Annotated in this window: 25 protein-coding genes; 15 read left to right on the forward strand and 10 right to left on the reverse strand. The window is 71.7% G+C overall.

Annotated features, from left to right (window positions below):
• Window positions 1–65 precede the first annotated feature (65 nt).
• Genes argC through OG199_RS33190 form a run of 5 tightly spaced genes read left to right on the forward strand, consistent with a single transcriptional unit; the run spans window position 66 to window position 4,891 of the window.
• Complete coding sequence (gene argC / locus OG199_RS33170; protein WP_356808733.1) at window positions 66–1,094, forward strand: N-acetyl-gamma-glutamyl-phosphate reductase; 1,029 nt, start codon at window positions 66–68, stop codon at window positions 1,092–1,094.
• On the forward strand, window positions 1,091–2,242 hold the full coding sequence (gene argJ / locus OG199_RS33175; RefSeq protein WP_405832565.1) for a bifunctional glutamate N-acetyltransferase/amino-acid acetyltransferase ArgJ: 1,152 nt from the start codon (window positions 1,091–1,093) through the stop codon (window positions 2,240–2,242). The genes argC and argJ overlap by 4 nt, the downstream gene beginning before the upstream one ends.
• The gene (gene argB / locus OG199_RS33180) at window positions 2,239–3,150 is read left to right on the forward strand and encodes an acetylglutamate kinase (protein WP_356808735.1); all 912 of its coding nucleotides are present in this window, start codon (window positions 2,239–2,241) and stop codon (window positions 3,148–3,150) included. Before argJ ends, argB begins: the two co-directional genes overlap by 4 nt.
• Window positions 3,147–4,337, forward strand: a complete 1,191-nt coding sequence (locus tag OG199_RS33185) for an acetylornithine transaminase (RefSeq protein ID WP_405832567.1) — start codon at window positions 3,147–3,149, stop codon at window positions 4,335–4,337. The genes argB and OG199_RS33185 overlap by 4 nt, the downstream gene beginning before the upstream one ends.
• A gap of 17 nt (window positions 4,338–4,354) precedes the next feature.
• On the forward strand, window positions 4,355–4,891 hold the full coding sequence (locus OG199_RS33190) for an arginine repressor (RefSeq protein WP_356808737.1): 537 nt from the start codon (window positions 4,355–4,357) through the stop codon (window positions 4,889–4,891).
• A gap of 123 nt (window positions 4,892–5,014) precedes the next feature.
• Here the strand turns inward: OG199_RS33190 and OG199_RS33195 are convergent, their stop codons facing one another.
• The 5 genes from OG199_RS33195 to OG199_RS33215 all read right to left on the reverse strand — a co-directional run bounded on the left by OG199_RS33195 (window position 5,015) and on the right by OG199_RS33215 (window position 9,970).
• Window positions 5,015–5,752, reverse strand: a complete 738-nt coding sequence (locus tag OG199_RS33195; protein ID WP_405834751.1) for an FAD:protein FMN transferase — start codon at window positions 5,750–5,752, stop codon at window positions 5,015–5,017.
• A gap of 43 nt (window positions 5,753–5,795) precedes the next feature.
• A complete protein-coding gene (locus tag OG199_RS33200; protein ID WP_405832569.1) occupies window positions 5,796–6,623 on the reverse strand; it encodes an FMN-binding protein in 828 nt (275 codons plus the stop codon).
• 19 nt (window positions 6,624–6,642) lie between these two features.
• Window positions 6,643–8,022 carry a ferredoxin reductase family protein gene (locus tag OG199_RS33205; RefSeq protein ID WP_356801674.1) on the reverse strand — a complete coding sequence of 460 codons (1,380 nt, stop codon included), beginning with the start codon at window positions 8,020–8,022 and terminating at the stop codon, window positions 6,643–6,645.
• Between the two features lie 84 nt (window positions 8,023–8,106).
• Window positions 8,107–8,592 (reverse strand): FMN-binding protein, encoded by a 486-nt coding sequence (locus tag OG199_RS33210; RefSeq protein WP_405832571.1) that lies wholly within the window; start codon window positions 8,590–8,592, stop codon window positions 8,107–8,109.
• 7 nt (window positions 8,593–8,599) lie between these two features.
• Window positions 8,600–9,970 (reverse strand): ferredoxin reductase family protein, encoded by a 1,371-nt coding sequence (locus OG199_RS33215; RefSeq protein ID WP_356801671.1) that lies wholly within the window; start codon window positions 9,968–9,970, stop codon window positions 8,600–8,602.
• A 184-nt stretch (window positions 9,971–10,154) separates the two neighbouring features.
• On the opposite strand from OG199_RS33215, the gene OG199_RS33220 reads away from it, so the two are divergent.
• Both OG199_RS33220 and OG199_RS33225 read left to right on the forward strand, forming a co-directional pair.
• Window positions 10,155–10,907, forward strand: coding sequence for a response regulator transcription factor (locus tag OG199_RS33220; RefSeq protein WP_356801681.1), 753 nt, complete (start codon window positions 10,155–10,157; stop codon window positions 10,905–10,907).
• Entirely contained in the window at window positions 10,904–12,421 is a 1,518-nt protein-coding gene (locus tag OG199_RS33225) for a sensor histidine kinase (RefSeq protein WP_405832572.1), read from the forward strand. Before OG199_RS33220 ends, OG199_RS33225 begins: the two co-directional genes overlap by 4 nt.
• Window positions 12,422–12,463: 42 nt before the next feature.
• On the opposite strand, the gene OG199_RS33230 is transcribed toward OG199_RS33225, so the two are convergent.
• Together OG199_RS33230 and OG199_RS33235 are read right to left on the reverse strand one after the other, a co-directional pair.
• Window positions 12,464–13,153 (reverse strand): L,D-transpeptidase, encoded by a 690-nt coding sequence (locus OG199_RS33230; RefSeq protein ID WP_405832574.1) that lies wholly within the window; start codon window positions 13,151–13,153, stop codon window positions 12,464–12,466.
• Window positions 13,154–13,156: 3 nt separating this feature from the next.
• On the reverse strand, window positions 13,157–13,744 hold the full coding sequence (locus OG199_RS33235) for a pyridoxamine 5'-phosphate oxidase family protein (protein ID WP_356801667.1): 588 nt from the start codon (window positions 13,742–13,744) through the stop codon (window positions 13,157–13,159).
• Window positions 13,745–13,907: 163 nt separating this feature from the next.
• Here OG199_RS33235 and OG199_RS33240 point away from each other — a divergent pair, with 163 nt between their 5' ends.
• The 5 genes from OG199_RS33240 to OG199_RS33260 all read left to right on the forward strand — a co-directional run bounded on the left by OG199_RS33240 (window position 13,908) and on the right by OG199_RS33260 (window position 20,009).
• Window positions 13,908–15,101, forward strand: coding sequence for an argininosuccinate synthase (locus tag OG199_RS33240; protein ID WP_401802722.1), 1,194 nt, complete (start codon window positions 13,908–13,910; stop codon window positions 15,099–15,101).
• Between the two features lie 99 nt (window positions 15,102–15,200).
• Window positions 15,201–16,634, forward strand: coding sequence for an argininosuccinate lyase (gene argH / locus OG199_RS33245; protein ID WP_405832576.1), 1,434 nt, complete (start codon window positions 15,201–15,203; stop codon window positions 16,632–16,634).
• Window positions 16,635–16,846: 212 nt separating this feature from the next.
• Entirely contained in the window at window positions 16,847–17,818 is a 972-nt protein-coding gene (locus OG199_RS33250; RefSeq protein ID WP_401802717.1) for an aldo/keto reductase, read from the forward strand.
• Window positions 17,819–17,898: 80 nt separating this feature from the next.
• Window positions 17,899–18,444 carry a TetR/AcrR family transcriptional regulator gene (locus OG199_RS33255; RefSeq protein WP_266697790.1) on the forward strand — a complete coding sequence of 182 codons (546 nt, stop codon included), beginning with the start codon at window positions 17,899–17,901 and terminating at the stop codon, window positions 18,442–18,444.
• A gap of 2 nt (window positions 18,445–18,446) precedes the next feature.
• Window positions 18,447–20,009, forward strand: coding sequence for an MFS transporter (locus OG199_RS33260; protein WP_405832578.1), 1,563 nt, complete (start codon window positions 18,447–18,449; stop codon window positions 20,007–20,009).
• A gap of 162 nt (window positions 20,010–20,171) precedes the next feature.
• Here OG199_RS33260 and OG199_RS33265 read toward each other — a convergent pair whose 3' ends face one another.
• On the reverse strand, window positions 20,172–20,861 hold the full coding sequence (locus OG199_RS33265; protein WP_266697787.1) for a 1-acyl-sn-glycerol-3-phosphate acyltransferase: 690 nt from the start codon (window positions 20,859–20,861) through the stop codon (window positions 20,172–20,174).
• Between the two features lie 342 nt (window positions 20,862–21,203).
• Here OG199_RS33265 and OG199_RS33270 point away from each other — a divergent pair, with 342 nt between their 5' ends.
• The 3 genes from OG199_RS33270 to OG199_RS33280 all read left to right on the forward strand — a co-directional run bounded on the left by OG199_RS33270 (window position 21,204) and on the right by OG199_RS33280 (window position 23,512).
• A complete protein-coding gene (locus OG199_RS33270) occupies window positions 21,204–22,388 on the forward strand; it encodes a glycerophosphodiester phosphodiesterase (protein ID WP_405832580.1) in 1,185 nt (394 codons plus the stop codon).
• Window positions 22,389–22,461: 73 nt separating this feature from the next.
• Window positions 22,462–22,968: a sigma-70 family RNA polymerase sigma factor gene (locus tag OG199_RS33275; RefSeq protein ID WP_405832582.1), complete on the forward strand. Its 507-nt coding sequence runs from the start codon at window positions 22,462–22,464 to the stop codon at window positions 22,966–22,968.
• Window positions 22,969–23,014: 46 nt separating this feature from the next.
• Window positions 23,015–23,512, forward strand: coding sequence for a GNAT family N-acetyltransferase (locus OG199_RS33280; RefSeq protein WP_401802709.1), 498 nt, complete (start codon window positions 23,015–23,017; stop codon window positions 23,510–23,512).
• A 90-nt stretch (window positions 23,513–23,602) separates the two neighbouring features.
• Here OG199_RS33280 and OG199_RS33285 read toward each other — a convergent pair whose 3' ends face one another.
• Window positions 23,603–23,971, reverse strand: a complete 369-nt coding sequence (locus OG199_RS33285; protein ID WP_356801679.1) for a hypothetical protein — start codon at window positions 23,969–23,971, stop codon at window positions 23,603–23,605.
• 79 nt (window positions 23,972–24,050) lie between these two features.
• Entirely contained in the window at window positions 24,051–24,410 is a 360-nt protein-coding gene (locus OG199_RS33290; RefSeq protein ID WP_356801652.1) for a hypothetical protein, read from the reverse strand.
• Between the last annotated feature and the right edge of the window lie 66 nt (window positions 24,411–24,476).

The following is a 24,476-nucleotide window of genomic DNA, read 5'->3' on the forward strand; positions in this document are numbered from 1 at the left end:
CCCATGACCCCGTTGCATAAACGTGCATCGATACGTATAGTCATGCCATCTAAGAGGAGGGTTCCATGGCGGTACGCGCAGCAGTGGCGGGAGCGAGTGGGTACGCGGGCGGCGAGGCGCTGCGTCTGCTCCTGGCGCACCCCGAGGTCGAGATCGGCGCCCTGACCGGCAACTCCAACGCGGGCCAGCGCCTGGGCGCGCTCCAGCCGCATCTGCTGCCGCTCGCCGACCGCGTCCTGGAGCCGACGACCGCCGAGGTGCTGGCCGGGCACGACGTCGTGTTCCTCGCGCTGCCGCACGGGCAGTCCGCGGCCGTCGCCGAGCAGCTCGGACCGGACGTCCTCGTCGTCGACATGGGCGCCGACTTCCGGCTCAGGAATCCGGCCGACTGGGAGACGTTCTACGGGTCGCCGCACGCCGGCACCTGGCCCTACGGCCTTCCCGAACTGCCGGGCGGCCGCGCCGCGCTGGAGGGGTCCAAGCGCATCGCGGTGCCCGGCTGCTACCCGACGGCCGTCTCCCTCGCGCTCTTCCCGGCCTACGCGGCCGGACTCGCCGAGCCCGAGGCGGTGATCGTCGCCGCCTCGGGAACGTCCGGCGCGGGCAAGGCGGCCAAGCCCCATCTGCTCGGCAGCGAGGTGATGGGCTCCATGTCCCCGTACGGCGTCGGCGGCGGCCACCGGCACACCCCCGAGATGATCCAGAACCTGAGCGGTGCCGCGGGCGAGCCCGTCGCCGTCTCCTTCACCCCCACTCTCGCCCCGATGCCCCGCGGCATCCTCGCCACGTGCAGCGCCAGGGCCAGGGCCGGGGTCACCGCCGAGTCCGTACGGGCCGCGTACGAGAAGACGTTCGCGGACGAGCCGTTCGTCCGGCTGCTGCCCGAGGGGCAGTGGCCCGCCACCTCGTCCGTCTACGGTTCCAACGCCGTTCAGATCCAGGTCGCACACGACGAAGCCACGCACCGCATCATCGCGATCAGCGCCATCGACAACCTGACCAAGGGCACGGCCGGCGGGGCCGTCCAGAGCATGAACATCGCCCTCGGGCTCCCCGAGGAGCTGGGTCTCACCACGATCGGAGTGGCACCGTGAGCGTCACCGCCGCCAAGGGCTTCACCGCCTCCGGCATCGCCGCAGGCATCAAGGAGAACGGCAACCCGGACCTGGCCCTCGTGGTCAACAACGGGCCCCGTCTGGCCGCCGCGGGCGTCTTCACCTCCAACCGCGTGAAGGCCGCGCCGGTGCTCTGGTCCGAACAGGTCCTCAAGGGCGGCCAGGTCTCCGCCGTCGTCCTCAACTCCGGCGGCGCCAACGCCTGTACGGGGCCCAAGGGCTTCCAGGACACCCACGCCACCGCGGAGAAGGCCGCCGCCGTCCTGGACGTCGACGCCGGCGAGGTCGCGGTGGCCTCCACCGGACTCATCGGCGTCCTCCTGCCGATGGACAAGCTGCTGGCGGGCGTGGAGACGGCCGCGGCCCAGCTCGGCCCGCACGGCGGCGAGAAGGCCGCCATCGCCATCAAGACCACCGACACCGTGCACAAGACGTCGGTGCGCACCGGCGACGGCTGGACCGTGGGCGGCATGGCCAAGGGCGCGGGCATGCTCGCACCGGGCCTCGCCACCATGCTCGTCGTCCTCACGACCGACGCCGACGTGGACACCGGGACCCTCGACGGAGCCCTGCGCGCCGCCACCCGCACCACCTTCGACCGAGTCGACTCCGACGGCTGCATGTCGACCAACGACACCGTGCTGCTGCTCGCCTCCGGTGCCTCGGAGGTCACCCCCGACGCCGCGGAGTTCGCCGAGGCCGTACGAGCGGTCTGCGACGACCTCGGTCAGCAGCTCATCCGGGACGCCGAGGGCGCCAGCAAGGACATCAAGGTCGAGGTCGTGGGCGCCGCGACCGAGGAGGACGCCGTCGAGGTGGGCCGCTCCATCGCCCGCAACAACCTCCTCAAGTGCGCGATCCACGGCGAGGACCCCAACTGGGGGCGTGTCCTGTCCGCCATCGGCACCACCGGGGCCGCCTTCGAGCCGGACCAGCTGAACGTCGCCATCAACGGCGTGTGGGTCTGCAAGAACGGCGGCGTCGGCGAGGACCGCGAGCTCGTCGACATGCGCTACCGCGAGGTCCACATCGTCGCCGACCTCGCCGCGGGCGCCGCCACCGCCACCATCTGGACCAACGACCTCACCGCGGACTACGTCCACGAGAACAGCGCCTACTCCTCATGAACCACATGACGCGGAAGCACACCGCACTCCCCAAGGCCCAGATCCTCATCGAGGCGCTGCCCTGGCTGACCCGCCACCGCGGCAAGACCGTCGTCATCAAGTTCGGCGGCAACGCCATGATCGACGAGGAGCTGAAGGCCGCCTTCGCACAGGACGTCGTCTTCCTGCACCACGCCGGGCTCAAGCCCGTCGTCGTGCACGGCGGCGGCCCGCAGATCAGCGCACAGCTCGACCGGCACGGCATCGTCAGCGAGTTCAAGGCCGGCCTCAGGGTGACCACCGAGGACGCCATGGACGTCGTACGGATGGTGCTCGCCGGACAGGTGCAGCGCGAGCTCGTCGGACTGCTCAACCAGCACGGACCGCTCGCCGTCGGCATGACCGGCGAGGACGCGCACACCATCACCGCCACCAAGCACCTGCCCGAGATCGACGGCGAACTGGTCGACATCGGCCGGGTCGGCGAGATCACCGACATCGACACGGGTGCCATCGAGGCGCTGCTCGTCGACGGCCGGATCCCGGTCGTCTCCTCGATCGCCCGCTCCCAGGACGACGGACATGTCTACAACGTCAATGCTGATACGGCGGCTGCGGCACTCGCTGCGGCACTTGGCGCCGAAACCCTCATGGTCCTCACCGACGTCGAGGGCCTCTACGAGGACTGGCCCCACAGCGACGAGGTGATCAGCCGCCTGACCGCCTCCGAGCTGGAGAAGCTGCTGCCCGAGCTGGCCAGCGGCATGGTGCCGAAGATGCGGGGCTGTCTGCACGCCGTGCGCAACGGCGTCACCACGGCCCGCGTCATCGACGGCCGGGTCCAGCACTCGATCCTGCTGGAGATCTTCACCGACGAGGGGATCGGCACGATGGTCGTGCCGGACGCGCCCGAGGGGGACGCCGTATGACCGCCAACCAGGAACTGACCGAGCGGTGGCAGGGCTCGCTCATGGACAACTACGGCACCCCGCGGCTGCCCCTCGTCCGCGGCGCGGGCACCCGGCTGTGGGACGCGGACGGCAAGGAGTACCTGGACTTCGTCGGCGGCATCGCGGTCAACGCCCTCGGCCACGCCCACCCGGCGATCGTCGAGGCGGTCGGCAACCAGATCGCCTCGCTCGGCCATGTCTCCAACCTCTTCGTCGCCGAGCCGCCCGTCGCGCTCGCCGAACGGCTGCTCCAGCTCTTCGGGCGCGACGGCAGGGTCTACTTCTGCAACTCGGGCGCCGAGGCCAACGAGGGCGCCTTCAAGATCGGCCGGCTGACCGGCCGCGGGCACATGGTGGCGACCCGGGGCGGTTTCCACGGCCGGACCATGGGCGCCCTCGCGCTCACCGGCCAGCCCGGCAAGCAGGAGCCCTTCCTGCCACTGCCCGGCGACGTCACGCACGTTCCGTACGGCGACCCGCAGGCGCTGGCCGCGGCCGTCACCGACGAGACGGCGCTCGTCGTCATCGAGCCGATCCAGGGCGAGAACGGTGTGGTCGTGCCCCCGGCCGGCTACCTCAAGGCGGCCCGCGCGATCACCGCCGCCAGCGGTTCGCTGCTGGTCCTCGACGAGGTGCAGACCGGAATCGGCCGGACCGGCCACTGGTTCGAGTACCAGGCACACGAGGGTGTCCTGCCCGACATCGTCACGCTCGCCAAGGGCCTCGGCGGCGGACTGCCGCTGGGCGCGACCGTCGCCTTCGGCCGGGCCGCCGAGCTGCTGAGGCCCGGCCAGCACGGCACGACCTTCGGCGGCAACCCGGTCGTCTGCGCGGCCGGCCTCGCCGTACTCGACACCATCGCGTCCGAGGGGCTCCTCGAGAACGTGAAGCGTACGAGCGCGAGGCTGCGGGACGGGATCGAGTCACTCGGGCACCCGCTGGTCGACCACGTCCGGGGCGCCGGCCTGCTCCTGGGTATCGTGCTCACCGAGCCGCTGGCGCCCCAGGTGCAGCAGGCGGCTCAGGACGCCGGTCTCCTGGTGAACGCGCCCGCCCCCGATGTCGTACGGCTGATGCCCCCGCTGAACCTGAGCGACGACGAGGTGGACGTCCTGCTCGGAGCCCTTCCCGGCGTCCTCGACGCAGTCAACGGGGATGGATCCTGAGAAATGGGACGACGACGATGAGCCAGGCGCAGGACCACGAGCATGCCGGGCCTGCCGTGCCGCAGACCCGTACCGCACGCCACCGCCGGATCGTGGACATCCTCAACCGGCAACCGGTGCGCTCACAGAGCCAGTTGGCGAAGCTCCTGGCCGACGACGGGCTGAACGTCACCCAGGCGACGCTCTCCCGGGACCTGGACGAGCTGAACGCGGTGAAGATCCGCAACAACGACGGCGACCTCATCTACGCGGTACCCAGCGAGGGCGGCTTCCGCACCCCGCGCGTACCCCTGGGGGAGTCGGCGAAGGAGGAGCGGATGCGCCGGCTCTCCTCGGAACTGCTGATCTCCGCGGAGGCGTCCGCGAACCTCGTGGTCCTGCGCACCCCTCCGGGGGCCGCGCAGTTCCTCGCCTCGGCGATCGACCAGGCGGAGCTGCACGACATCCTCGGGACGATCGCAGGCGACGACACACTGTTGCTGATCAGCCGGGACGCGACGGGTGGACAGGCGCTCGCCGACCATCTGCTGCGGCTGGCCCAGAACAACCACTGACGGGTACGCAGGCGGAGGGGCACCCCGACCGGGGTGCCCCTCCGCCTGCGTCCGTCCGCGTTCGCGCGCGGGGCGCGCGAGGCCGGCCGCGCGGTGCCCCGCGCCCTGACGGGACCGCTCCGGTCAGCCCAGCCGTTGGGCGAGGCCACCGGTGCATCGCACCTCGTCGCCCGCCGTGATGAGCAGGGCCTCGATGTCCGGCAGGGACTCCAGCCAGCTCAGGGCCTCACGGGAACCCATCGCGAAGGCGGCCGTCGCCCAGGCGTCCACCCAGGTCAGCCGGGGACCCACCACGGTCACGGCGACCAGGTCGGTGACCGCGGAGCGGCCGGTGCTCGGGTCGACGATGTGGGCGCCGCGCTCGGCGGTGCCCGAGGTGGCCACCGCCAGCTCCTCCACACCGGCGGCGGAGACCACGGCCGCCAGCCCACCGGGACGCAGCGGATCCGAGACGCCGACCCGCCAGGGGCGGTGGGTGCCGGGAGCCCCGAACAGCTGGACGTCACCGCCCCCGTTCACACTCACCCCGCTCGCGCCGGCCGCCGCCATGCGGCGGGCCGCACGCTCGGTCGCCCAGCCCTTCACGAGACCCGTCGGGTCGAGCCGCCCCCCGTACCTCGTGCTGAACCAGCCCGCGCTCAGCCGCTCCGCCTCGGCGCACAGGTCGAGCACCTCGCCGACCTCCGGATCGCACTCCTCGACGCTCAGCTCACCGCGAGCCAGGCGGGAGAGCTGGCTTTCCTCGCGATAGGTGCTGAACACCTCGTCCACCTTGTGGAGTTCGGCGACCGCCTCGTCCAACGCGGCCCGGACGAGGTCGGGTTCGCCGCCGCGCACGTCGAACGAGAAGACGGTGCCCATGACTTCTTCGGCGTGCCGCAGCGCGTGCGGCTCCTGGGAGGGGTCAGCCACCGGCCTTGTCCAGGGCCGACTGCAGGGACTGCTTGTATCCCGTGCTGGTGTAGGTCGCACCGGACACGGCGTCGATGTCGGCACTTCCGGCCGCGACGGCCTCCTGGTTCAGCTTGGGAACGGCCATCGCGGTCTTCTGGTCGCTCAGACCGCCCTTGGGCGCCTGGACGGCCTCGGCCTTGGTGATCTTGCCGCCGCTGACGGTGACACGGACCTGGACGGCGCCGTACTGGGTCTGGGCCACACTCCCGGTGACGGTACGGGCCTGCGCGGCGGGGGCCCGGGGCGCCGCGGAGGCACCGGACGAGCCCGCCGAGCCCGCGGCACCGGCGGACCCTGCCGCCCCGCCGCCCTGGGCCTTCGCCTTGTCGAGCGCCGACTGCAGCGACTTCTTGTACCCGGCGCTCGTGTAGGTGGCACCGGACACGGCGTCGATGTCGGCGCTGCCCGCGGCGACGGCCTCCTGGTTGAGCCTGGGCACCGAGCTGTTGCTCACCTCGGTACTGCGGCCACCGCTCGGGATCTGGACGACCTCCGACTTGGTGACCTTGCCACCGCTGACGGTGATACGGACCTGGACGGGACCGTACTGGGTCTGGGCGACGTCGCCGGTGACGGTCCCTGCCCCCGAGGACGACTGCTGCGCGCTGCCGCCCTGGGGCGACTCCTGCGCCGCCGCCGACTGCTGCGGTGCGGCCGCGCCCTGCGCCGACGCGGACGCCGGGTCGGAGGCGGGCTTCAGCGACAGCAGCAGGACGATCCCGGACACGGTGGCGGCGCCTGCGAGCACGGCACGTCGAATGGGGTGGCTCTTCTTCATCGCTCCTGACTCCCGTCGCTCACATCTCGAACGACTCGTGATGGATGCGGCGGGCGGGAACCCCCGCGCCGCGCAGTGCCTGGTAGACCTGCTGCGCGAAGCCGGGCGGCCCGCACATGAAGACGTCGTGGCGGTCGATGTCCGGCAGCTTCCGGCTCAGGGTCTCCGCCGAGATGTCCGGGCGCTCCCCCTCGGGACTGTTCACCGCGTACATCAGCCGGGCCCCGCGCTCCTCGGCGATCGAGGCCAGCTCGTCCCACAGGGCCAGGTCCTGGGTGGTGTTGGCCCGGTAGAGCAGGGTCAGATCGCCCGCCGAGCCGGGCAGTGTCTCGAACAGCGCCCGCATCGGCGTGATGCCGACACCGCCGGCGACCAGCAGGACCTTGCCGCGGCTGCGCTTGGCCGCCGTCAGCGCCCCGTAGGGGCCCTCGGCCCAGACCCGGGTGCCGGGCCGCAGGTCGCGCAGCGCGGAGCTGTGGTCGCCGATCGCCTTCACCGTGATGCGCAGCATGGTGGGGCGCGGGGCCGCCGACAGCGAATACGGGTGCGAGCTGAGCCGCATGCCCGGTGCCAGGAAGCGCCAGCGGAAGAACTGCCCGGCCTCCGCACCCATGCGGTGCAGTTTCCGGCCGCTGATCAGCACCGAGACGATGCCGGGCGTCTCCTCGACGACCGCCTCGACCCGCATCCGGTGCTTCAGGTTCAGCCGGATCGGGGCGAGGATCCGGTACCAGAGCACCAGCGCCGTCACCGACCCGTACAGCCCGTACCAGACGGTCTTCGCGGTCGGGTCGACCGCGAACTCGTTCCCCGTGGACAGCTGGTGCCAGAACGTCAGGAAGACGGCGGCGTAGGTGAGCAGGTGGATGTGGTACCAGGTGTCGTATCCCATCCTGCGGCGCACCGGGCCGATCGAGAGCAGACCGATGACGAACAGCAGACCGGTGCCGATCGCCGCCTTGCCCATGTCGGGCAGCTGGTTGATCGAGTCGATGGTCTGCTGGACGATGTCGCCGAAGCTCTTGCCCGCCTGCAGCGCGTAGCCCCACATGATCAGGACGAGGTGGGCGAGGACCAGACAGATCGTGTACCGGCCGCTCATCGCGTGCCAGCGCGCGACGCGGTCCGATCCCACCCGGCGCTCCAGGGCGGGCACCCGGGCCATCTGCAGCACCACCAGTGCCATCAGGTACCCGGCGAGCAGCCCCGTGATGCGGCCCGCGTTGAGGATCTTGCTGTTGTCGTCCGCGATGGACGGGGTGTTGCTCCACCACAGCCAGATGACCCCGGCCGCGCCCGCCCAGACGGCGAGCAGCAGGGGGACGGCGGGGGAGCGTCGTGGGCGGATTCGGCGCAGGGTCTGGCGCCGCGCGGCGCGGCCACCGGCGATCGTGGACAACGGTTCCTCCGTGGGCGTCCGTGGGGGACGGGGTGAGGGGAGGGGTCCCCTGGCCCAGAGATACGGGGCCCGGCGGCCGTGCGTTCAGAGGTTCGTCGAGTCCAGTGCCGATTGGAGGGAACGCCGGTACCCGTCGCTGGTGTACGTGGCTCCCGAGACGGAGTCGATCCCGGCACTCTGCGCGGCCAGCGCCTCCCGCCGCAGCTGCGGGATCGCATAGCTGTTGATCTCCTGGTCCCGGGGGTTCTGCGAGGGGTAGGAGACCGCGGTCACGTCGGTGATCCTGCCGTTCTTCAGGGTGACCCGCACCTGTACGGGCCCCCAGCGGGTCTGGACCGTGTCCCCCGTGACCGTCCTGGTCCCGGTGGAGCGCGTACCCCCCGACGAGCTCCCCGCGGAGCTCGCGGAGGACGGCGACCGCGACGGGGACGCCCCGGCGGCCGACGAGGTCCCGGCCACGGTCGGGGCGGTGTGCGGCTTGAGCGACAGGAGCAGGACGACACCGGTGACGGTGGCCGCCGCCGCCAGCGTCACGCGGCGCAGCGGACGGTGCTTCCTCAGGGTGTGCATGACGGCCTCACAGCTCGAACGACTCGTGGTGGATACGGCGGTCGGGGACCCCGGCCGCACGCAGCGCGCCGTACAGGTCCCTGGCCAGGGCGGGAGGACCGCACAGATAGACGTCGTGCGCCGCGACATCGGGCACACGGGCCCGCAGGGACTCGGCGGTGAACCGCGGACGCGTCCCGTCGGCGTCGTTGACGGCGTACAGGACACGCGCCCCGCGCCACCGCGCTATCGCCTCCAGCTCGGCGCCGAGCGCGAGATCCCCGGCCGTGCGCGCCCGGTAGAGCAGCGTCACGTCGCCGGGACCGCCGGGCAGCGACTCGAACAGCGCGCGCAGCGGTGTGATGCCGACGCCGCCCGCGATCAGGAGCGCCTTGGGTGCGCTGCGCCGTTCGGCGGTGAGCGCGCCGTACGGGCCCTCCGCCCACACCCGGGTGCCGGGCCGCAGCAGCCCCACGGCGGCACTGTGGTCGCCGAGCGCCTTCACGGTGATCCGCATCCGGTCGGGGCGGGGTGGCGCCGACAGCGAGTACGGGGTGGAGGTCCACCGCATGCCGTCGGTGAGGAAGCGCCAGCGGAAGAACTGTCCGGCACGGGCGTCCAGTTCGTCCAGCCGCTCCCCGCGCACGACGACGGAGAAGATCCCGGGCGCCTCGCGGTGCACGGAGTCCACGCGCAGCCTGTGGCGCAGGTTGAGCCGCACCGGTGCGAGCAGCCGGTACCGGACGACCAGTGCGGCCGAGCCCAGGTAGAGCGCGTACCAGGCCGCCTGGGCCGCGGAGTTGCCGACGAGGTCCGCGCCCAGCGAGAGCTGGTGGAAGAAGGTGAGGAAGACGGCCGCGTACGTGAGCAGGTGCACGTAGTACCAGAACTCGTGGCTGACCCTGTGCCGCACCAGGCGCGCCGAGGTGATCCCGACGGCGAGGAGGACGACCGTGCCGGTGGTGGCCTTGAGCATGTCCGGGTAGTCGAACACCACGCTCAGCGTCTCGTGCACGAGGCCCGCCCCGTCCTGGACCGCGTACCCGAGGAGGATCAGCGAGACATGCGCGACCAGCAGACAGACCGTGTACCGGCCGGCCATCGCGTGCCAGCGGGCCACCCGGTCCGAGCCGACGCGCCGCTCGAGGAGCGGCACCCGGGCCATCAGCGCGACGAGCACCGCGCAGATGTAGCCGCAGAGCAGCCCCGCGATCCGGCCGGCGTCGGTCAGCCACCCGGCGGGGCCCACCACCGACCGCGTGTCGTACCACCACAGCGCGACGACCGCGGCGGCCCCGGCCCAGAGCAGGGCCAGCAGCGGCCCGGCGGGCGAGCGCCGGGGGCGCCCGCGTCGTCGTGCGGGGCGCGGGACCGTGGCCCGCTCGTACACCGTGGTCATGTGTCCGTCCTTCCGGCTGTCCGGAGGGAAACTGTGCTTCGGCAACTTCTGAGGAGCCTCTGAACGGGCGCCCGCCGAACGGACTCACAGGAAACCCAGAGCGGCCCGTGCGGTCGACTCAGAGGAAACTCAGAGGTGGGAGGGGCGCCGTCCCCCGGTGGGACGAGCGATCCTGGTGGACAAGATGAACATGCACCGCTCCCGGGGAACCGGGCTGCCCGCGCTCACCCGTCCCGACGGCACCCCGGTCCGGGTCCTGGTCGTCGACGACGACCCGGACCTGGCCGAGGTCCTCTCCGGCGCCCTGCGCTACGAGGGCTGGGAGGTACGGACGGCGGCCGACGGCGCCTCGGCCCTCACCGAGGCGCGCGGGCTGATGCCCGACGCCGTCGTCCTCGACGTCATGCTCCCGGACACCGACGGCTTCGCCGTCCTGCGCACCCTGCGCACCGTCCGGCCCGAGGTCTGTGTGCTCTTCCTCACCGCGCGGGACGCCGTCGAGGACCGCGTCGCGGGCATCACGGCGGGCGGCGACGACTACGTGACCAAGCCGTTCAGCCTGGAAGAGGTCGTCGCCCGGCTGCGCGGGCTGCTGCGCCGCGCGGGCATGGCCCGGCAGCTCGACGAGGGCCCGCGGCTGACCGTCGGCGATCTCGTCATGGACGAGGAGGCCCGTGAGGTGACGCGCGGCGGCGCGCTGATCGAGCTGTCACCGACCGAGTTCGAGCTGCTGCGCTTCCTGATGCGCAATCCGCGCCGGGTGCTCAGCAAGCCGCAGATCCTCGACCGCGTCTGGTCGTACGACTTCGGCGGCCAGGCCCATGTGGTGGAGCTGTACATCTCCTATCTGCGCAAGAAGGTGGACGCGGGCCGCGAACCGATGATCCACACCGTGCGGGGCGCCGGGTACGTGCTCAAACCCGCGGCCGGCGGATGAGTGCGCGGTGGGGGAGCGCGGTGCGGCGCGGGCGGTCGGGAGCGCGGGCCCTCGTCCGCGGGGTCCCGTTCCCCCGGACGATACGGGCGCGGCTGACCGCGGGGCTGCTGGTGCTGCTCGCCGTCGGCTGCGCGGCCGTCGGCGTGGCCGCCGTGTACGAGCTGAACGGCTTTCTCACCGGCCGCGTCGACCAGCAGCTGCGGGATGTGGGGCCGCGCTTCCCCGCGAGCCTGGAGCACGGGGGGAAGATGGTGGAGTCCGACCACGACGGTGACGAGAGCGGCGACACCCGCCGGCAGAGCACCGGCACCTTCGGCGCCCGGCTGGTCGGCACGGACGTCACCAACGCGGCGGTCGTCCGCCCCGGTGACGACACGACCGATCTCGCTGTGAAGGTGACCACCGCCGACCGCCGGACCCTGGCGGCCGTCCCGGCCGACGGCCTCGGCCACACCGTCTGTCTGTCCGCGCTCGGCGACTACCGCGTGACGGCGGTACGGGGCCGGGACGGCGACGTCCTGATCACCGGGTTGCCGATGGAGCCGGTCCGGGCCGCCGTTCACCGCCTGGAACTGGTCGCGGGCTGCGTCTTCGGCGTGACCCTCGTCGTCGCCGGGGTCGCCGGCGCCCTGTGGGTGCGCTGGTCGCTGCGCCCGCTGAGCCGGGTGGCCGCGACCGCGACCCGGGTCAGCGAGCTCCCGCTCGCCAGCGGCGAGGTGGCGTTGCCGGCGCGGGTGCCCGCACCCGATCCGCGCAGTGAGGTGGGCCGGGTCGCCGGTGCCGTGAACCGGATGCTCGGTCATGTCGAGGACGCGCTGACCAAGCGGCACGCGAGCGAGGAGAGGCTGCGCAGCTTCGCCGCCGACGCCAGTCACGAGCTGCGCACGCCGGTCGCGTCGGTGCGCGGTCACGCCGAGCTGGCCCTGCTGCACCCGGGCCCGGTGCCCCCCGAGGTCACCCGCGCCCTGGAACGCATCTCCGCGGAGTCGGCGCGGATGGGCGAGATGGTCGACGACCTGCTCCTGCTCGCCCGCCTCGACGCGGGGCGGCCCCTGGAACGCCTGCCCGTCGACCTCACCCACCTCGTCCTGGACTCGGTCACGGACGCGCGGGCGGCGGGTCCGGGTCACCGCTGGACGCTGGAACTGCCGGAGGAACCGGTGACGGTGACGGGTGACGCCCACCGACTCCAACAGGTGTTGGCCAACCTGTTGGCCAACGCGCGTGTGCACACGCCCGTGGGCACCGAGGTCAGGGTGCGTCTGGAGACCGACGGCACCGGGCCCGTGTTGACGGTCCATGACAACGGGCCCGGTGTCACGGAGGACGTCCGGCCCCGCGTCTTCGAGCGATTCACCCGGGCCGACCGCCGTCGTGCGGGGGGTGGGGGCGGCGGCGCGGGGCTGGGCCTGTCGATCGTGGCCGCGGTGGTGGAGGCGCACGGTGGCACGGTCGCGCTGGAGAGCGGTCCGGGGTCGACGACGTTCACGGTCCGGCTCGGCGCCGCCCGCTGAGGAGCGCCGTGGGGCATGCGGTGCCCGCTGTCTCCCCGGCGGTCAGTACCTCGTGATCGCGGTCGTTCCGCCGTCCGTTCCGATCGCGATGTGGGGCGCTCGCGAGGGATCGACCCAGGCGAGGATCCGCCGCATGGCGTCCAACGGCACCGACACACAGCCGGCGGTCGCCCCGCGCCCGTCGACATGGAGGAAGATGCCGGCGCCGCGACCCCGTACCGGCTTGTCGTAGTTGAAGCCGACGACGAGGGCGTACGCGTACTGGGGGTCGTACGTGATCAGGTGCTCGGACTCGGTGGCGCGGCAGTCGGCGGGGCGGGGCTCGGTCCAGCGGTTGTAGGAGCGGGACCCGATGTCCTCGCACCACCAGGACTCCTGGCGCACCCGGCGGTAGGCGACGCGGGTGCCGTCCGGCGCCTTCCGGATGCCGAACGCGTACGGGAGGCCGTAGAGCCCGGTGGGTGTCGTGTTCGTGCTCTGTCTGCGTGAGCCGCCCTCGACCAGCCCCCTGGCCCCGAAGCGCGCCGCCGCGGACCCGGCCTTCACCCAGTGCCCGTCCCGCCGGTCCCACCAGGTGAGCGTGCCCGACGTCGCGTCGGCGCGCGGCGCCTGTGCCGTGATCAGCTGGCTGCCGCCGCCGGTGTCCGCGAGCTGTCCGGGGAGCGGCGGCGGCCCGCTCGGGGCGAGGGCGAGAAGGGACGCGGACGCGAGGGCGACGGCTCCGAGGCGCATGGCTCAGACGGTAGTGGGCGGCAGCGGGAGCGGCAGCCCGGGTAGGCCGTCCAGGCTGGTCGCGATGTGCTCCTTCTTGGTGAAGTAGGTGTTCAGGGAGGTGTCGTCCTCGCGGGCGAAGCGCTTGGCGTGCAGGTCGCGGTCCTCGTCGTACGACATGAAGGGCACCGCGTAGCCGCAGGTGTCGCGGACGAGTTCGGCCGTCACGACGATGATCGCGCGCAGGCCGTGCGGGGTGGGGTCGACGCCGGGGAAGTGCGTGAGCAGTTCCTTGAAGCGGGGGTCGTCACGGAAGACGGGCTCGCCGTGGCCGTGCACCCGGACGATGTTGGGCGGTCCCTGGAAGGCGCACCACATGAGGGTGATCCTGCCGTTCTCCCGCAGATGCGCGATGGTCTCCGCGTTGCTGCCGGCGAAGTCGAGGTAGGCCACGGTCCGTTCGTCGAGCACGGCGAACGAACCGGTGATGCCCTTGGGGGAGAGGTTGATCGTGCCGTCCGCGGACAGCGGCGCGGTCGCGGTGAAGAAGAGGGGCTGGGCCTCGATGAACGTGCGCAGCCGACCGTCGATGCGTTCGTAGGTCTTTCCCATGTCTAACGATTATTGAGCAAGATCCTTCGCCTGTCTAAGGAATTGCTCCGGCGTGTCCGGTCCGGGGCGGTCCGGCACCCGCGCGGGTGAGCCTTGATTGACGAATCATGCGGACTACTGCATACTCATGCATACCAGCGGATGCACTGTGAAGGAGAATCCCGTGACCGAGCGCGTCGTACTCGCCTACTCCGGCGGTCTGGACACCTCCGTCGCCATCGGCTGGATCGCCGAGGAGACGGGCGCCGAGGTGATCGCCGTCGCCGTGGACGTCGGCCAGGGCGGCGAGGACCTGGACGTCATCCGCAAGCGCGCGCTCGCCTGCGGTGCCGTCGAGGCCGAGGTCGCGGACGCGAAGGACGAGTTCGCCGACGAGTACTGCCTCCCGGCGATCAAGGCCAACGCCCTGTACATGGACCGCTATCCGCTGGTCTCCGCGCTCTCCCGGCCGACGATCGTCAAGCACCTCGTCGCGGCCGCCCGGAAGCACGGCGCGACCACGGTCGCCCACGGCTGCACCGGCAAGGGCAACGACCAGGTGCGGTTCGAGGCCGGCATCGTCGCCCTCGCCCCCGACCTCAAGTGCATCGCCCCGGTCCGCGACTACGCGATGACCCGCGACAAGGCGATCGCCTTCTGCGAGGCGAAGCGGCTCCCGATCGCCACCACCAAGAAGTCCCCGTACTCCATCGACCAGAACGTGTTCGGCCGGGCCGTCGAGACGGGCTTCCTCGAGGACATCTGGAACGCGCCGATCGAGGACATCTACGAGTACACCGCGAACCCGGCCGAGCCCCGCGAGGCCGACGAGGTCGTCATCTCCTTCAAGGCGGGTGTACCGGTCGCCGTCGACGGCAGGCCCGTCACCGTCCTGCAGGCCATCCAGCTGCTCAACGAGCGGGCCGGCGGCCAGGGCATCGGCCGGATCGACATGGTCGAGGACCGGCTCGTGGGCATCAAGTCCCGCGAGGTGTACGAGGCTCCGGGCGCGATCGCGCTGATCACCGCGCACCAGGAGCTGGAGAACGTCACGGTCGAGCGCGAACTGGCCCGCTACAAGCGGCAGGTCGAGCAGCGCTGGGGCGAACTCGTCTACGACGGCCAGTGGTTCTCCCCGCTCAAGCGCGCTCTGGACGGCTTCATCGACGAGGCCAGCCAGCAGGTCGACGGCGATATCCGGATGACCCTGCACGGCGGCCGCGCGGTCGTCACCGGCCGGCGCTCCGACACCTCGCTCTACGATTTCGACCTGGCGACCTACGACACGGGCGACACCTTCGACCAGGCGGCCGCCAAGGGCTTCATCGACATCTACAGCCTGTCGTCGAAGATCGCCGCCAAGCGCGACCTGGGGTGACACCGAGGACCACCCCGCACGCACCAGCCTGACGGCCGCCTCCTCACGTTCCTGGGTGCGGAGGCGGCCGCACACCGCCATCTTTGAGGAGCAACGCAAGTGAGCAGCAACAGCGGTGACGTACGGCTCTGGGGCGGCCGTTTCGCCGACGGTCCCGCCGAGGCCCTGGCCAAGCTGTCCGCGTCCGTCCACTTCGACTGGCGGCTCGCGCCCTACGACATCGCCGGATCGCGTGCCCACGCGCGCGTGCTGCACAAGGCGGACCTCCTCACGGACGACGAGCTGACCCGGATGCTCGACGGCCTGGACCGGCTCGAAGCCGATGTGGCGGACGGTTCCTTCGTCGGCACCATCGCCGACGAGGACGTCCACACCGCCCTGGAACGCGGCCTGTTGGAGCGCCTCGGCCCCGACCTCGGCGGCAAGCTGCGCGCGGGCCGCTCCCGCAACGACCAGGTGGCGACCCTCTTCCGGATGTACCTGCGCGACCACGCGCGGATCATCGGCGGCCTGGTCGCCGACCTCCAGGACGCGCTGATCGGCCTCGCCGAGGCCCACCCGGACGTCGCGATGCCCGGCCGCACCCACCTCCAGCACGCGCAGCCCGTGCTCTTCGCGCACCACGTCCTCGCACACGTCCAGTCGCTGTCCCGGGACGCCGAGCGCCTGCGCCAGTGGGACGAGCGCACGGCCGTCTCGCCGTACGGGTCGGGCGCGCTGGCCGGTTCCTCCCTCGGCCTCGACCCGGAGTCGGTCGCCAAGGACCTCGGCTTCGAGCACGGCTCGGTCGCGAACTCGATCGACGGCACGGCGTCCCGCGACTTCGTCGCCGAGTTCGCCTTCATCACCGCGATGATCGGTGTGAACCTCTCCCGGATCGCCGAGGAGGTCATCATCTGGAACACGAAGGAGTTCTCCTTCGTCACGCTCCACGACGCGTTCTCCACCGGCTCGTCGATCATGCCGCAGAAGAAGAACCCGGACATCGCGGAGCTGGCACGCGGCAAGTCGGGGCGCCTCATCGGCAACCTGACGGGCCTGATGGCCACGCTCAAGGCACTGCCCCTCGCGTACAACCGCGACCTCCAGGAGGACAAGGAGCCGGTCTTCGACTCCTGCGACCAGCTGGAGGTCCTGCTCCCCGCCTTCACCGGCATGATGGCCACCCTCACCCTCCACCGCGAGCGGATGGAGGAACTGGCCCCGGCCGGCTTCTCGCTCGCCACCGACATCGCCGAGTGGCTGGTCAGGCAGGGCGTGCCGTTCCGTGTCGCGCACGAGGTCGCGGGTGAGTGCGTGAAGGTCGCCGAGGCCGAGGGCATCGAACTCGACGGTCTGAGCGACGAGCAGTTCGCGAAGATCTCCCCGCACCTGACGCCCGAGGTGCGGTCCGTCCTGAACGTGCCGGGCGCGCTCGCCTCCCGCGACGGCCGTGGCGGTACGGCGCCGAGCGCGGTCGCCGTGCAGCTCGCGGAGATCCGGTCCGACGTGACCGCCCAGCACACCTGGGCCAAGGCGAAGCAGAAGAAGTAACGCCGGCCGGGAGCGGTCGCGCCGGACGCGAGGCAACCCCCGGTCGAGTACGGACAACGCCGGGCAAGGGCGAGCGGCGCCGGACAGGTCCGAGCGGTATCGGACAGGAAATGGCAGCGCCGGGCAGAAGAGGCAGCGGGTCCGGTGGGACAGGGGTGTCGCGGGTTACGTTGGTCGGAAGCCGTACGGAGCCGATCGAAACGGAGCCCGCGATGCCCTTCGCCCGCCTCGCCTCAGCCACGACTCCCACCGCGCACATCGGGCTCGGCCTGGCCGCAGTGGGCCGCCCCGGCTACATCAACCTCGGCCGCGAGGACGACCTCCCGGCCGTACGCAGTGTCGAAGCCCTGCGCGAGCGCACCCACGAACTCCTCGACGCCGCCTACGCCCAGGGCGTGCGCTACTACGACGTGGCCCGCTCGTACGGCCGCTCCGAGGAGTTCCTCGCCGACTGGCTCCGCTCCCGTCCCGGCGTCGACGACGTCGTGGTCGGCAGCAAGTGGGGCTACACCTACACGGCGGACTGGCGCACCGACGCCGAGGCGCACGAGGTCAAGGACCACGGCCTCGCCACCTACGAGCGGCAGCGCGCCGAGACCGCGGAGCTGCTCGGTGACCGGCTCGACCTCTACCAGATCCACTCGGTGACCCCGGACAGCCCCGCCCTCACCGACCGGAAACTCCACGCCGAGCTCGCCGAAGCCGCGGCCGGAGGGCTCACCATCGGTTTCTCCACGAGCGGTCCGGCGCAGGCCGACGCGATCCGCGCCGCCCTCGCCGTGACGGTCGACGGCGCGCCCCTCTTCCGTACCGTCCAGTCCACGTACAACGTCCTGGAGACCTCGGCCGCGCCCGCGCTCGCCGAGGCGCACGACGCCGGACTCACGGTGATCGTCAAGGAGGCCATGGCCAACGGCCGCCTCGCCACCGGACACGCGCCGGACGCGGTCGCCGCCGTGGCCGCGCAGACGGGGCTGGGCGCGGACGCGGTCGCCCTCGCCTTCGTGCTGTGCCGGCCCTGGGCCGGAGTCGTCCTCTCCGGCGCGGCCACCGCCAACCAGCTCGCCTCGAATCTGCACGCCGCAGTCGTCGATCTCGACGAGGACCGACTGGCCCGCCTCGACGCCCTCGCCGAGGAGCCGCGGGCCTACTGGGACGGTCGCGCGCGGCTGCCCTGGCACTGACCACCCGTCGAGTACGGCGTGCGTGAGACGTGCACGCTCCTAATGAGACACTGGTGTCTCACATGGGTTATCCTTGTCTCATGGCTGTCGACCGTGACCACGTGCTGCGCAGCGCAGCCGCCCTCCTCACCCGCAGATCCACCGCCACCATGGACGAGGTGGCCAGGGCGGCCGGGATCAGCCGGGCCACGCTGCACCGCCAGTTCGCCGGGCGCGACGCGCTCGTACGGGCGCTGGAGGCGCTCGGCATCGACGAGTGCGAGGCGGCCCTGGACGCCGCCCGCCTCGACGACGGCACCGCGCAGGAGGCGCTGCGCCGGCTGGTGAACGAGCTGGAGAAGGCCGCCGGACTTCTCGCCTTCCTCTACACCGAGAACCAGCTGTTCGAGGGCGAGGGGCAGAACGAGGGCTGGGCCCGGCTCGACGCCCGTATCGCCGCGCTGTTCCGGCGCGGCCAGGACAGCGGCGAATTCCGCATCGACCTCACCCCGGCCTGGCTCACCGAGGCGCTCTACGGGCTGATCGCCTCGGGCGCCTGGGCGGTGCTGGAGGGGCGGGTCGCCACCAAGGACTTCACCTTCATGATCGTCGAGCTGCTGCTCGGCGGCGCGCTACGGAGAGAGTGATCATGACCAGCACCCTGCGGCACGGGGGTGTCCCCGGCTCGGACGAAGCCCGGAAGGCGGGGGAGTACGCGGCGAAGGCGGAGAAGCGACCGGGCCGCTGGCTCGCGCTCTCGGTCCTCGTTCTCGCCGTACTGCTGGTGGCCGTCGACGCCACCGTGCTCGGTCTCGCGACCCCGTACATCAGCGAGGACCTGGAGCCCTCCGGCACCCAGCTCCTGTGGATCGGCGACGTCTACTCCTTCGTCATCGCCGGTCTGCTCGTCTCCATGGGCAGCCTCGGCGACCGCATCGGCCGCAAGCGGCTGCTGCTGATCGGCGCCACCGCGTTCGGCGCGATATCCGTGCTCAACGCCTACGCCACGACACCGGAGTTGATGATCCTGGCGCGGGCGCTGCTCGGTGTCGCGGGCGCGACCCTGATGCCCGCCACGCTCGCCCTGATCCGCAACCTCTTCCACGACCCGCGCGAGCGCAGCCTCGCCATCGGCATCTGGGGTGCCACGGCGTCCGCCGGTACGGCGGTCGGTCCCGTGGTGGGCGGCTTCCTGCTCGAACACTTCTGGTGGGGCTCGGTCTTCCTGATCAACGTGCCCGTGATGCTCGTCCTCGTGCCCGTCGGCATCAAGCTGCTGCCCGAGTCGCGCAACCCGAACCCCGGCCCCTGGGACCTGGCCAGCGTCGCGCTCTCGCTCGTCGGCATGATCGGCATCGTGTACGCGGTGAAGGAACTGGCCATGCACGGGTTCGCCTGGCAGCCGGTGGCCGTGGGCCTGCTGGGTGCCGGGGCCCTGTTCGGGTTCGTACGGCGCCAGCTGAGCATGCCGATACCGCTGCTGGACATGCGGCTGTTCCGCAACCGGGGCTTCTCGGCGGCCGTGGCCGCCGACCTGCTGACCGTCTTCGGGATGTCCGGGCTCGTCTTCTTCCTCTCGCAGTATCTGCAACTGGTGCAGGGCAGGGGACCGTTCGAGGCGGGTCTGGCCGAACTGCCCGCCGCCGTCGGTGCGGTGGGGGCGGGCCTGGTCGCGGGCTCGGCCGCCCGGCGGTACTCGGTGCGTGCCGTGGTCTCCGGCGGACTCGCCGCGGTCGGTCTCGCGCTCGCCGCGCTCACCGTGCTGAGCCAGTCCACCGGCTACTCGTTGCTCGGTACCGCGCTGCTGGCGGTCGGCGTCGGAGCGGGCTTCTCGTTCACGGTCACCGCCGACGTGATCCTCTCCAGCGTGCCCAAGGAGCAGGCCGGCGCGGCCTCCGCGGTCTCCGAGACGGCGTACGAACTCGGCGCCGCCCTCGGCATCGCCCTGCTGGGCTCCGTCGTCACGGGCGTGTACGCGGGGTTCACCGGGCCTGCGGGCACCCCGGCCGGGGCTCACGAGTCCCTCGGTGGCGCGGTGGAGGCGGCCGCGACGCTTCCCGCCCACACCTCACAGGCCCTGCTGGACGCGGCCCGTACGTCCTTCGTGGAGGGCCTGGCCTTCGCCTCGGGCCTCGGAGCGGTGGTCCTGCTCGCCACGGCGGCAGCGGCATGGTTCCTGCTGAAGGGACAGAAGTTGGAGACCGGGGTCTAGGACGACGGGGGCCGGAACGACCGGGTCCAGAAACGACGCGGTCCAGAAACGACGGTCCACAACGACGGGGTCCAGAACGACGACAGGCGACGCTCACCCGGGTGAACGTCGCCTGTCGCGGCGGCGGCGGAGGATCCTTCGCCGGCGCGGCTGCCCGCGTGCCTACGCGGCCTTCGCCTTCGTGGCGTACATGTCCACGTACTCCTGGCCCGACAGTCGCATGACCTCGGTCATCACCGAGTCGGTCACGGCGCGCAGGACATAGCGGTCCCGGTCCATGCCCTCGTACCGGGAGAACTCCATGGCCTCGCCGAAGCGGACCGTGACGCGGCCGGGACGCGGCATCCCGGCACCGCCGGGCTGCAGCTTGTCGGTGCCGATCATCGCGAACGGGACGACCGGCGCGCCGGTCATCAGGGTGAGGCGGGCGATGCCGGTACGGCCCCGGTAGAGACGGCCGTCGGGGGAGCGGGTGCCCTCCGGGTAGATGCCGAAGACCTTGCCCTCCTCCAGGATGCGACGGCCGGTCATCAGCGCCGCGACACCGCCGTTGGCGCCGTCGCGGTCGACCGGGATCATGCCGACGCCGGTGAAGAACCAGGCCATGAGACGGCCCTTGAACCCCTTGCCGGTGACGTACTCGTCCTTGCCGATGAAGAGCACCTGCCGGTCGCAGACCAGGGGCAGGATCATCGAGTCGATGAACGTGAGGTGGTTGCCGGCCAGGATGACCGGACCGTCGCCCGGGATGTGCTCCACGCCCTCCACCCGTGGGCGGAACATCAGGCGCATGATCGGTCCGAGCACTGCCTTGATGAGCACGAAGCGGGACAACGGGCCCTCCGGTGTCAAGGGATTCGGTATGAGTCTGTGCAGGTGAGGACGATACTCGCGGCTCCCGGGTGATTGCACATCGGGTTCACCGTCCGGATACGCAGTGTTGACCAATGTTTACCTGCCGTGGCCTGCGGACGAGCACGTGTCACCCGTTCGACACGATGTGACGGAAGTCGCCCCCGGACGGCTCAAGGCTCCCCCGTTCGCCGCCCCGTCCGACGATCCGTCACCACCCGCCTCCCGGACGACATCGGGCGGAGCCCAGGTGTTCCGCCGCGGGTCTCCCTCCCGTCACGCGGGGGCCCCTACGATCGACCCGCTTTGACAGGTGCAGGGCGGGTACGCAGAGGAGTGCACATGGGGACGCAGGAGTCGCAGGAGTCGAACGGGCAGGACCGGGGCACGGGGCGGCGGGCACTGCTCGGGGCCGCCGTGCTCGGCGCGGGCGGAGCGGTCCTCGGACTGTCCGGCGCGGCGCGGGCCGACGAGCGTCACGGGGGCGGCGGTCACGGCGGCGGGTACCGGAGTCTGCCGAAGCCGACCGTGATCGGCCACCGCGGGGCCAGCGGCTACCGGCCCGAACACACCTTCGGCTCCTATCAGCTGGCCCTCGACATGGGGGCCGACGTCGTCGAGGCCGGCGACCTGGTCCCCACCAAGGACGGTCACCTCGTCTGCCGGCACGAGCCCGAAATCGGCGGAACGACCGATGTGTCGGCGCACCCGGAGTTCGCCGGCCGCAAGACCACCAAGACCCTCGACGGCGTCCCCACCACCGGCTGGTTCACGGAGGACTTCACGCTCGCCGAGCTGAAGACCCTGCGGGCCGTCGAGCGCATCCCCGGCAACCGGCCGAACAACACCCTCTACAACGGCCGCTGGGAGATCCCCACCTTCGAAGAGGTGCTCCGCTGGCAGGACGAGCAGACCCGCAAGCGCGGCAAGCAGGTCTGGATCTACCCCGAGACCAAGCACCCCACCTACTTCCGGGCGCTCGGTCTGGGCCTCGAGGAGCGCCTCGCCACGATCCTGCGCAAGCACGGCAAGGACGGGAAGAACTCGCCCGTCATCATCCAGTCCTTCGAGCCGACCAGCATCCAGCGCCTCGACAAGCTCGTCGACAACCCGCTCGTCGTCCTGCTCTCCGCCGCGAACACCCGTCCCTGGGACTTCGTCGCGACCGGGGACCCGCGCACGGTCGCGGACCTCGTCAAGCCCGCGGGTCTGAAGTGGATGGCCTCGTACGCCCAGGGCATCGGCCCCACGCTCGACCTGGTCATCCCCAAGGACGCGAACGGCGCCCTCGCCACGCCGACCACCCTGGTCGCCGACGCGCACCGCGCGGGCCTGATCCTGCACCCGTACACCATGCGCAACGAGAACGTCTTCCTGCCCGCGGACTTCCGCCGCGGCATCGACCCGAACGCCTACGGCGACGCGTTCGGCGCCTTCCGGACCTACTTCGCCGCCGGCATCGACGGCGTCTTCTCCGACAACGCGGACACCGCGCTGCTCGCCCGCGAGGACTTCGTCAACGGATGAACCCGTCGCCCCGATGGGGTGACACCCGGCCGCCCCGGCAACCTTCCGCCGGGGCGGCCGCGTCCCGCCGCACATGACCCACGAGATGGTTTCCGCGCTGCGTCCGCTGCTCGCCGCCGAGGCCTCGGCGGAGGCGCACGCCACCGGGACCGAGCAGAGCGACCTCGAACAGGCCGTCTGGCTGCGCCTCCTGGAGCGCCTCGACTCGGCCGGGCCGCCCACCGACCCGCAGGGATGGCTGCGCCGCGCGGTGCGCTCCGAGGCCCGTCGCGCCCGCCGCACGGCCCGCCGCGAACAGCCGTACGGCTCCGAACCCGCCGAGCCGGGCGGGGCCGGCCCCGAGCAGCGCGCGATGACCGCCGACTCCCGCCGCGCCCTGCACGACGCGGTGCGCAGGCTGCCCGGCCGCTGCCCGCACCTCGTGGCGGCGCTGCTCTCCCCACAGGACCTCACCTACCGCGAGATCGCAGGTGAGTTGGGTATCTCACAGGGCAGCCTCGGTCCGGAACGTTCCAGATGCCTGGGATGTCTGCGGAGATTGCTGGCACCGGTGGTTGCGGCCCACGGACCGCGGGGATAGGAGTGGGGGACAACCGGTGGAACAAGTGAGCGGGAGGCATGCACACATGGGCATGAGCGTGACCATCTCGGGGGCGACCGACCAGGACGCAGAGCAGATCCTCAAGCTGCAGTACCTCTGCTACCAGAGCGAGGCGGAGCTCTCCGGCGACTACGGCATCGAGCCGCTCACACAGCCGCTCGACTCCCTCAGGGCGGAGCTGGCGGACGGTACGGTCCTGGTGGCCCGGCTCGGGCAGGAGGTGGTGGCCTCGGTCCGCGGAACCGTGGACCCCGACGGCACCGCCCGGCTCAACAAGCTCATCGTCCACCCGCGCATGCAGCGCCACGGGATCGGTGCCCGGCTCCTGCGCGCGGCCGAAGCGGCCCTCGTGGGAGAGCGCGGCGCGAAGAGGATCCAGCTCCACACCGGCCAGCGCGGCGGCGGCAACCTGCGGCTGTACCGAAGCGTGGGCTACGAGACGGTCGGCACGTCGAAGGGCGACGACGGCGTCACCGTGATCGTGCTGGAGAAGCCCGCGGAGACCTACGCGACGACGGCGTGACCCCCCGCCCGGCGGACGCGGCACGATCGGCCGCCGGGAGGCACGCGACCGGCGGCCGGTGGCCCGCACCCCCGCCGGCCCGCGGTCGGACTACCGGCTCCCCGCGGCGCGCCCGCGCAGCCAGTACATGGCCGACAGCGGCAGCAGCACCGGAATGAACAGGTACCCCATGCCGTAGTCCGACCACACGGTGGCGTCGGGGAAGGCGGACGGCTCGACCAGCGTCCAGGTACCCACGATCAGGACACCCGCGAGCTCGGCGGCGCAGCACACCAGCGCCGCCCTGCGGGCCTTCTCGCCGCCCCGGACGAGCGAGTACGTGATGAAGCCGTAGACGAGGCCCGCGACCGCCGACAGCGAGTAGGCGAGCGGGGCCTTGTCGAACTCCGTCGAGATCTGCACGGCCGAGCGCGACACGGCGCCGACGACCATCACGCCGTACAGCCAGACCAGCAGCATGCCCGGACCGCTGATGAGCCGCGTCCGCTTCTGCCCGGTCGCTTCTTCCTCGGTCACGGTGACCTCGGCCTTCGTCACGTCAGCCTCCCCAGATGTCGTACAGGCGCACTTCGAGGACGGCGAGCACCACGCCGCCGGCCGCCACCGTGGCCGAACCCCAGCGGGTGCGCTCCGCCAGCGACATGAAGGCCACGGCCGGTACGCACGCGAAGGCTCCGAGCAGATAGGCCACGAAGATCGTCGTGCCCTGCTCCGCCTTCTCGCCGCGTACCAGCTGGACGATGCCGATCACCAGCTGGACCGCGGCCAGCAGCGACACCACGGCCATGCCGATGAAGTGCCAGTCCTTGGTGGGCTGATCACGGTAGGCGGCCCAGCCGCACCAGGCGGCGAGCGCGAGCGCGGCGACGGCGGTCGCGACCGTCAGGGCATCAAGCATGCCGTGACCCTATTACGGGCCAAAAGGCCCGATGCCCTCGCCCCCGGCCGCCCCGTAGGGTCGGGG

The organism is Streptomyces sp. NBC_01176 (genome assembly GCF_045039825.1).
Taxonomy (GTDB): Bacteria; Actinomycetota; Actinomycetes; order Streptomycetales; family Streptomycetaceae; genus Streptomyces.

Coding starts and splice junctions, on each gene's coding strand:
- OG199_RS33260 (WP_405832578.1), top strand. CDS start 18,447: ATGACCAGCACCCTGCGGCACGGGGGTGTCCCCGGCTCGGACGAAGCC.
- OG199_RS33215 (WP_356801671.1), bottom strand. CDS start 9,970: ATGACCACGGTGTACGAGCGGGCCACGGTCCCGCGCCCCGCACGACGA.
- OG199_RS33270 (WP_405832580.1), top strand. CDS start 21,204: ATGGGGACGCAGGAGTCGCAGGAGTCGAACGGGCAGGACCGGGGCACG.
- OG199_RS33225 (WP_405832572.1), top strand. CDS start 10,904: ATGAGTGCGCGGTGGGGGAGCGCGGTGCGGCGCGGGCGGTCGGGAGCG.
- OG199_RS33210 (WP_405832571.1), bottom strand. CDS start 8,592: ATGCACACCCTGAGGAAGCACCGTCCGCTGCGCCGCGTGACGCTGGCG.
- OG199_RS33280 (WP_401802709.1), top strand. CDS start 23,015: ATGGGCATGAGCGTGACCATCTCGGGGGCGACCGACCAGGACGCAGAG.
- OG199_RS33275 (WP_405832582.1), top strand. CDS start 22,462: ATGACCCACGAGATGGTTTCCGCGCTGCGTCCGCTGCTCGCCGCCGAG.
- OG199_RS33200 (WP_405832569.1), bottom strand. CDS start 6,623: ATGAAGAAGAGCCACCCCATTCGACGTGCCGTGCTCGCAGGCGCCGCC.
- OG199_RS33285 (WP_356801679.1), bottom strand. CDS start 23,971: ATGCTGCTGGTCTGGCTGTACGGCGTGATGGTCGTCGGCGCCGTGTCG.
- OG199_RS33255 (WP_266697790.1), top strand. CDS start 17,899: ATGGCTGTCGACCGTGACCACGTGCTGCGCAGCGCAGCCGCCCTCCTC.
- OG199_RS33190 (WP_356808737.1), top strand. CDS start 4,355: ATGAGCCAGGCGCAGGACCACGAGCATGCCGGGCCTGCCGTGCCGCAG.
- OG199_RS33220 (WP_356801681.1), top strand. CDS start 10,155: ATGAACATGCACCGCTCCCGGGGAACCGGGCTGCCCGCGCTCACCCGT.
- OG199_RS33290 (WP_356801652.1), bottom strand. CDS start 24,410: ATGCTTGATGCCCTGACGGTCGCGACCGCCGTCGCCGCGCTCGCGCTC.
- argC (WP_356808733.1), top strand. CDS start 66: ATGGCGGTACGCGCAGCAGTGGCGGGAGCGAGTGGGTACGCGGGCGGC.
- OG199_RS33250 (WP_401802717.1), top strand. CDS start 16,847: ATGCCCTTCGCCCGCCTCGCCTCAGCCACGACTCCCACCGCGCACATC.
- OG199_RS33235 (WP_356801667.1), bottom strand. CDS start 13,744: ATGGGAAAGACCTACGAACGCATCGACGGTCGGCTGCGCACGTTCATC.
- OG199_RS33230 (WP_405832574.1), bottom strand. CDS start 13,153: ATGCGCCTCGGAGCCGTCGCCCTCGCGTCCGCGTCCCTTCTCGCCCTC.
- OG199_RS33185 (WP_405832567.1), top strand. CDS start 3,147: ATGACCGCCAACCAGGAACTGACCGAGCGGTGGCAGGGCTCGCTCATG.
- OG199_RS33195 (WP_405834751.1), bottom strand. CDS start 5,752: ATGGGCACCGTCTTCTCGTTCGACGTGCGCGGCGGCGAACCCGACCTC.
- argB (WP_356808735.1), top strand. CDS start 2,239: ATGAACCACATGACGCGGAAGCACACCGCACTCCCCAAGGCCCAGATC.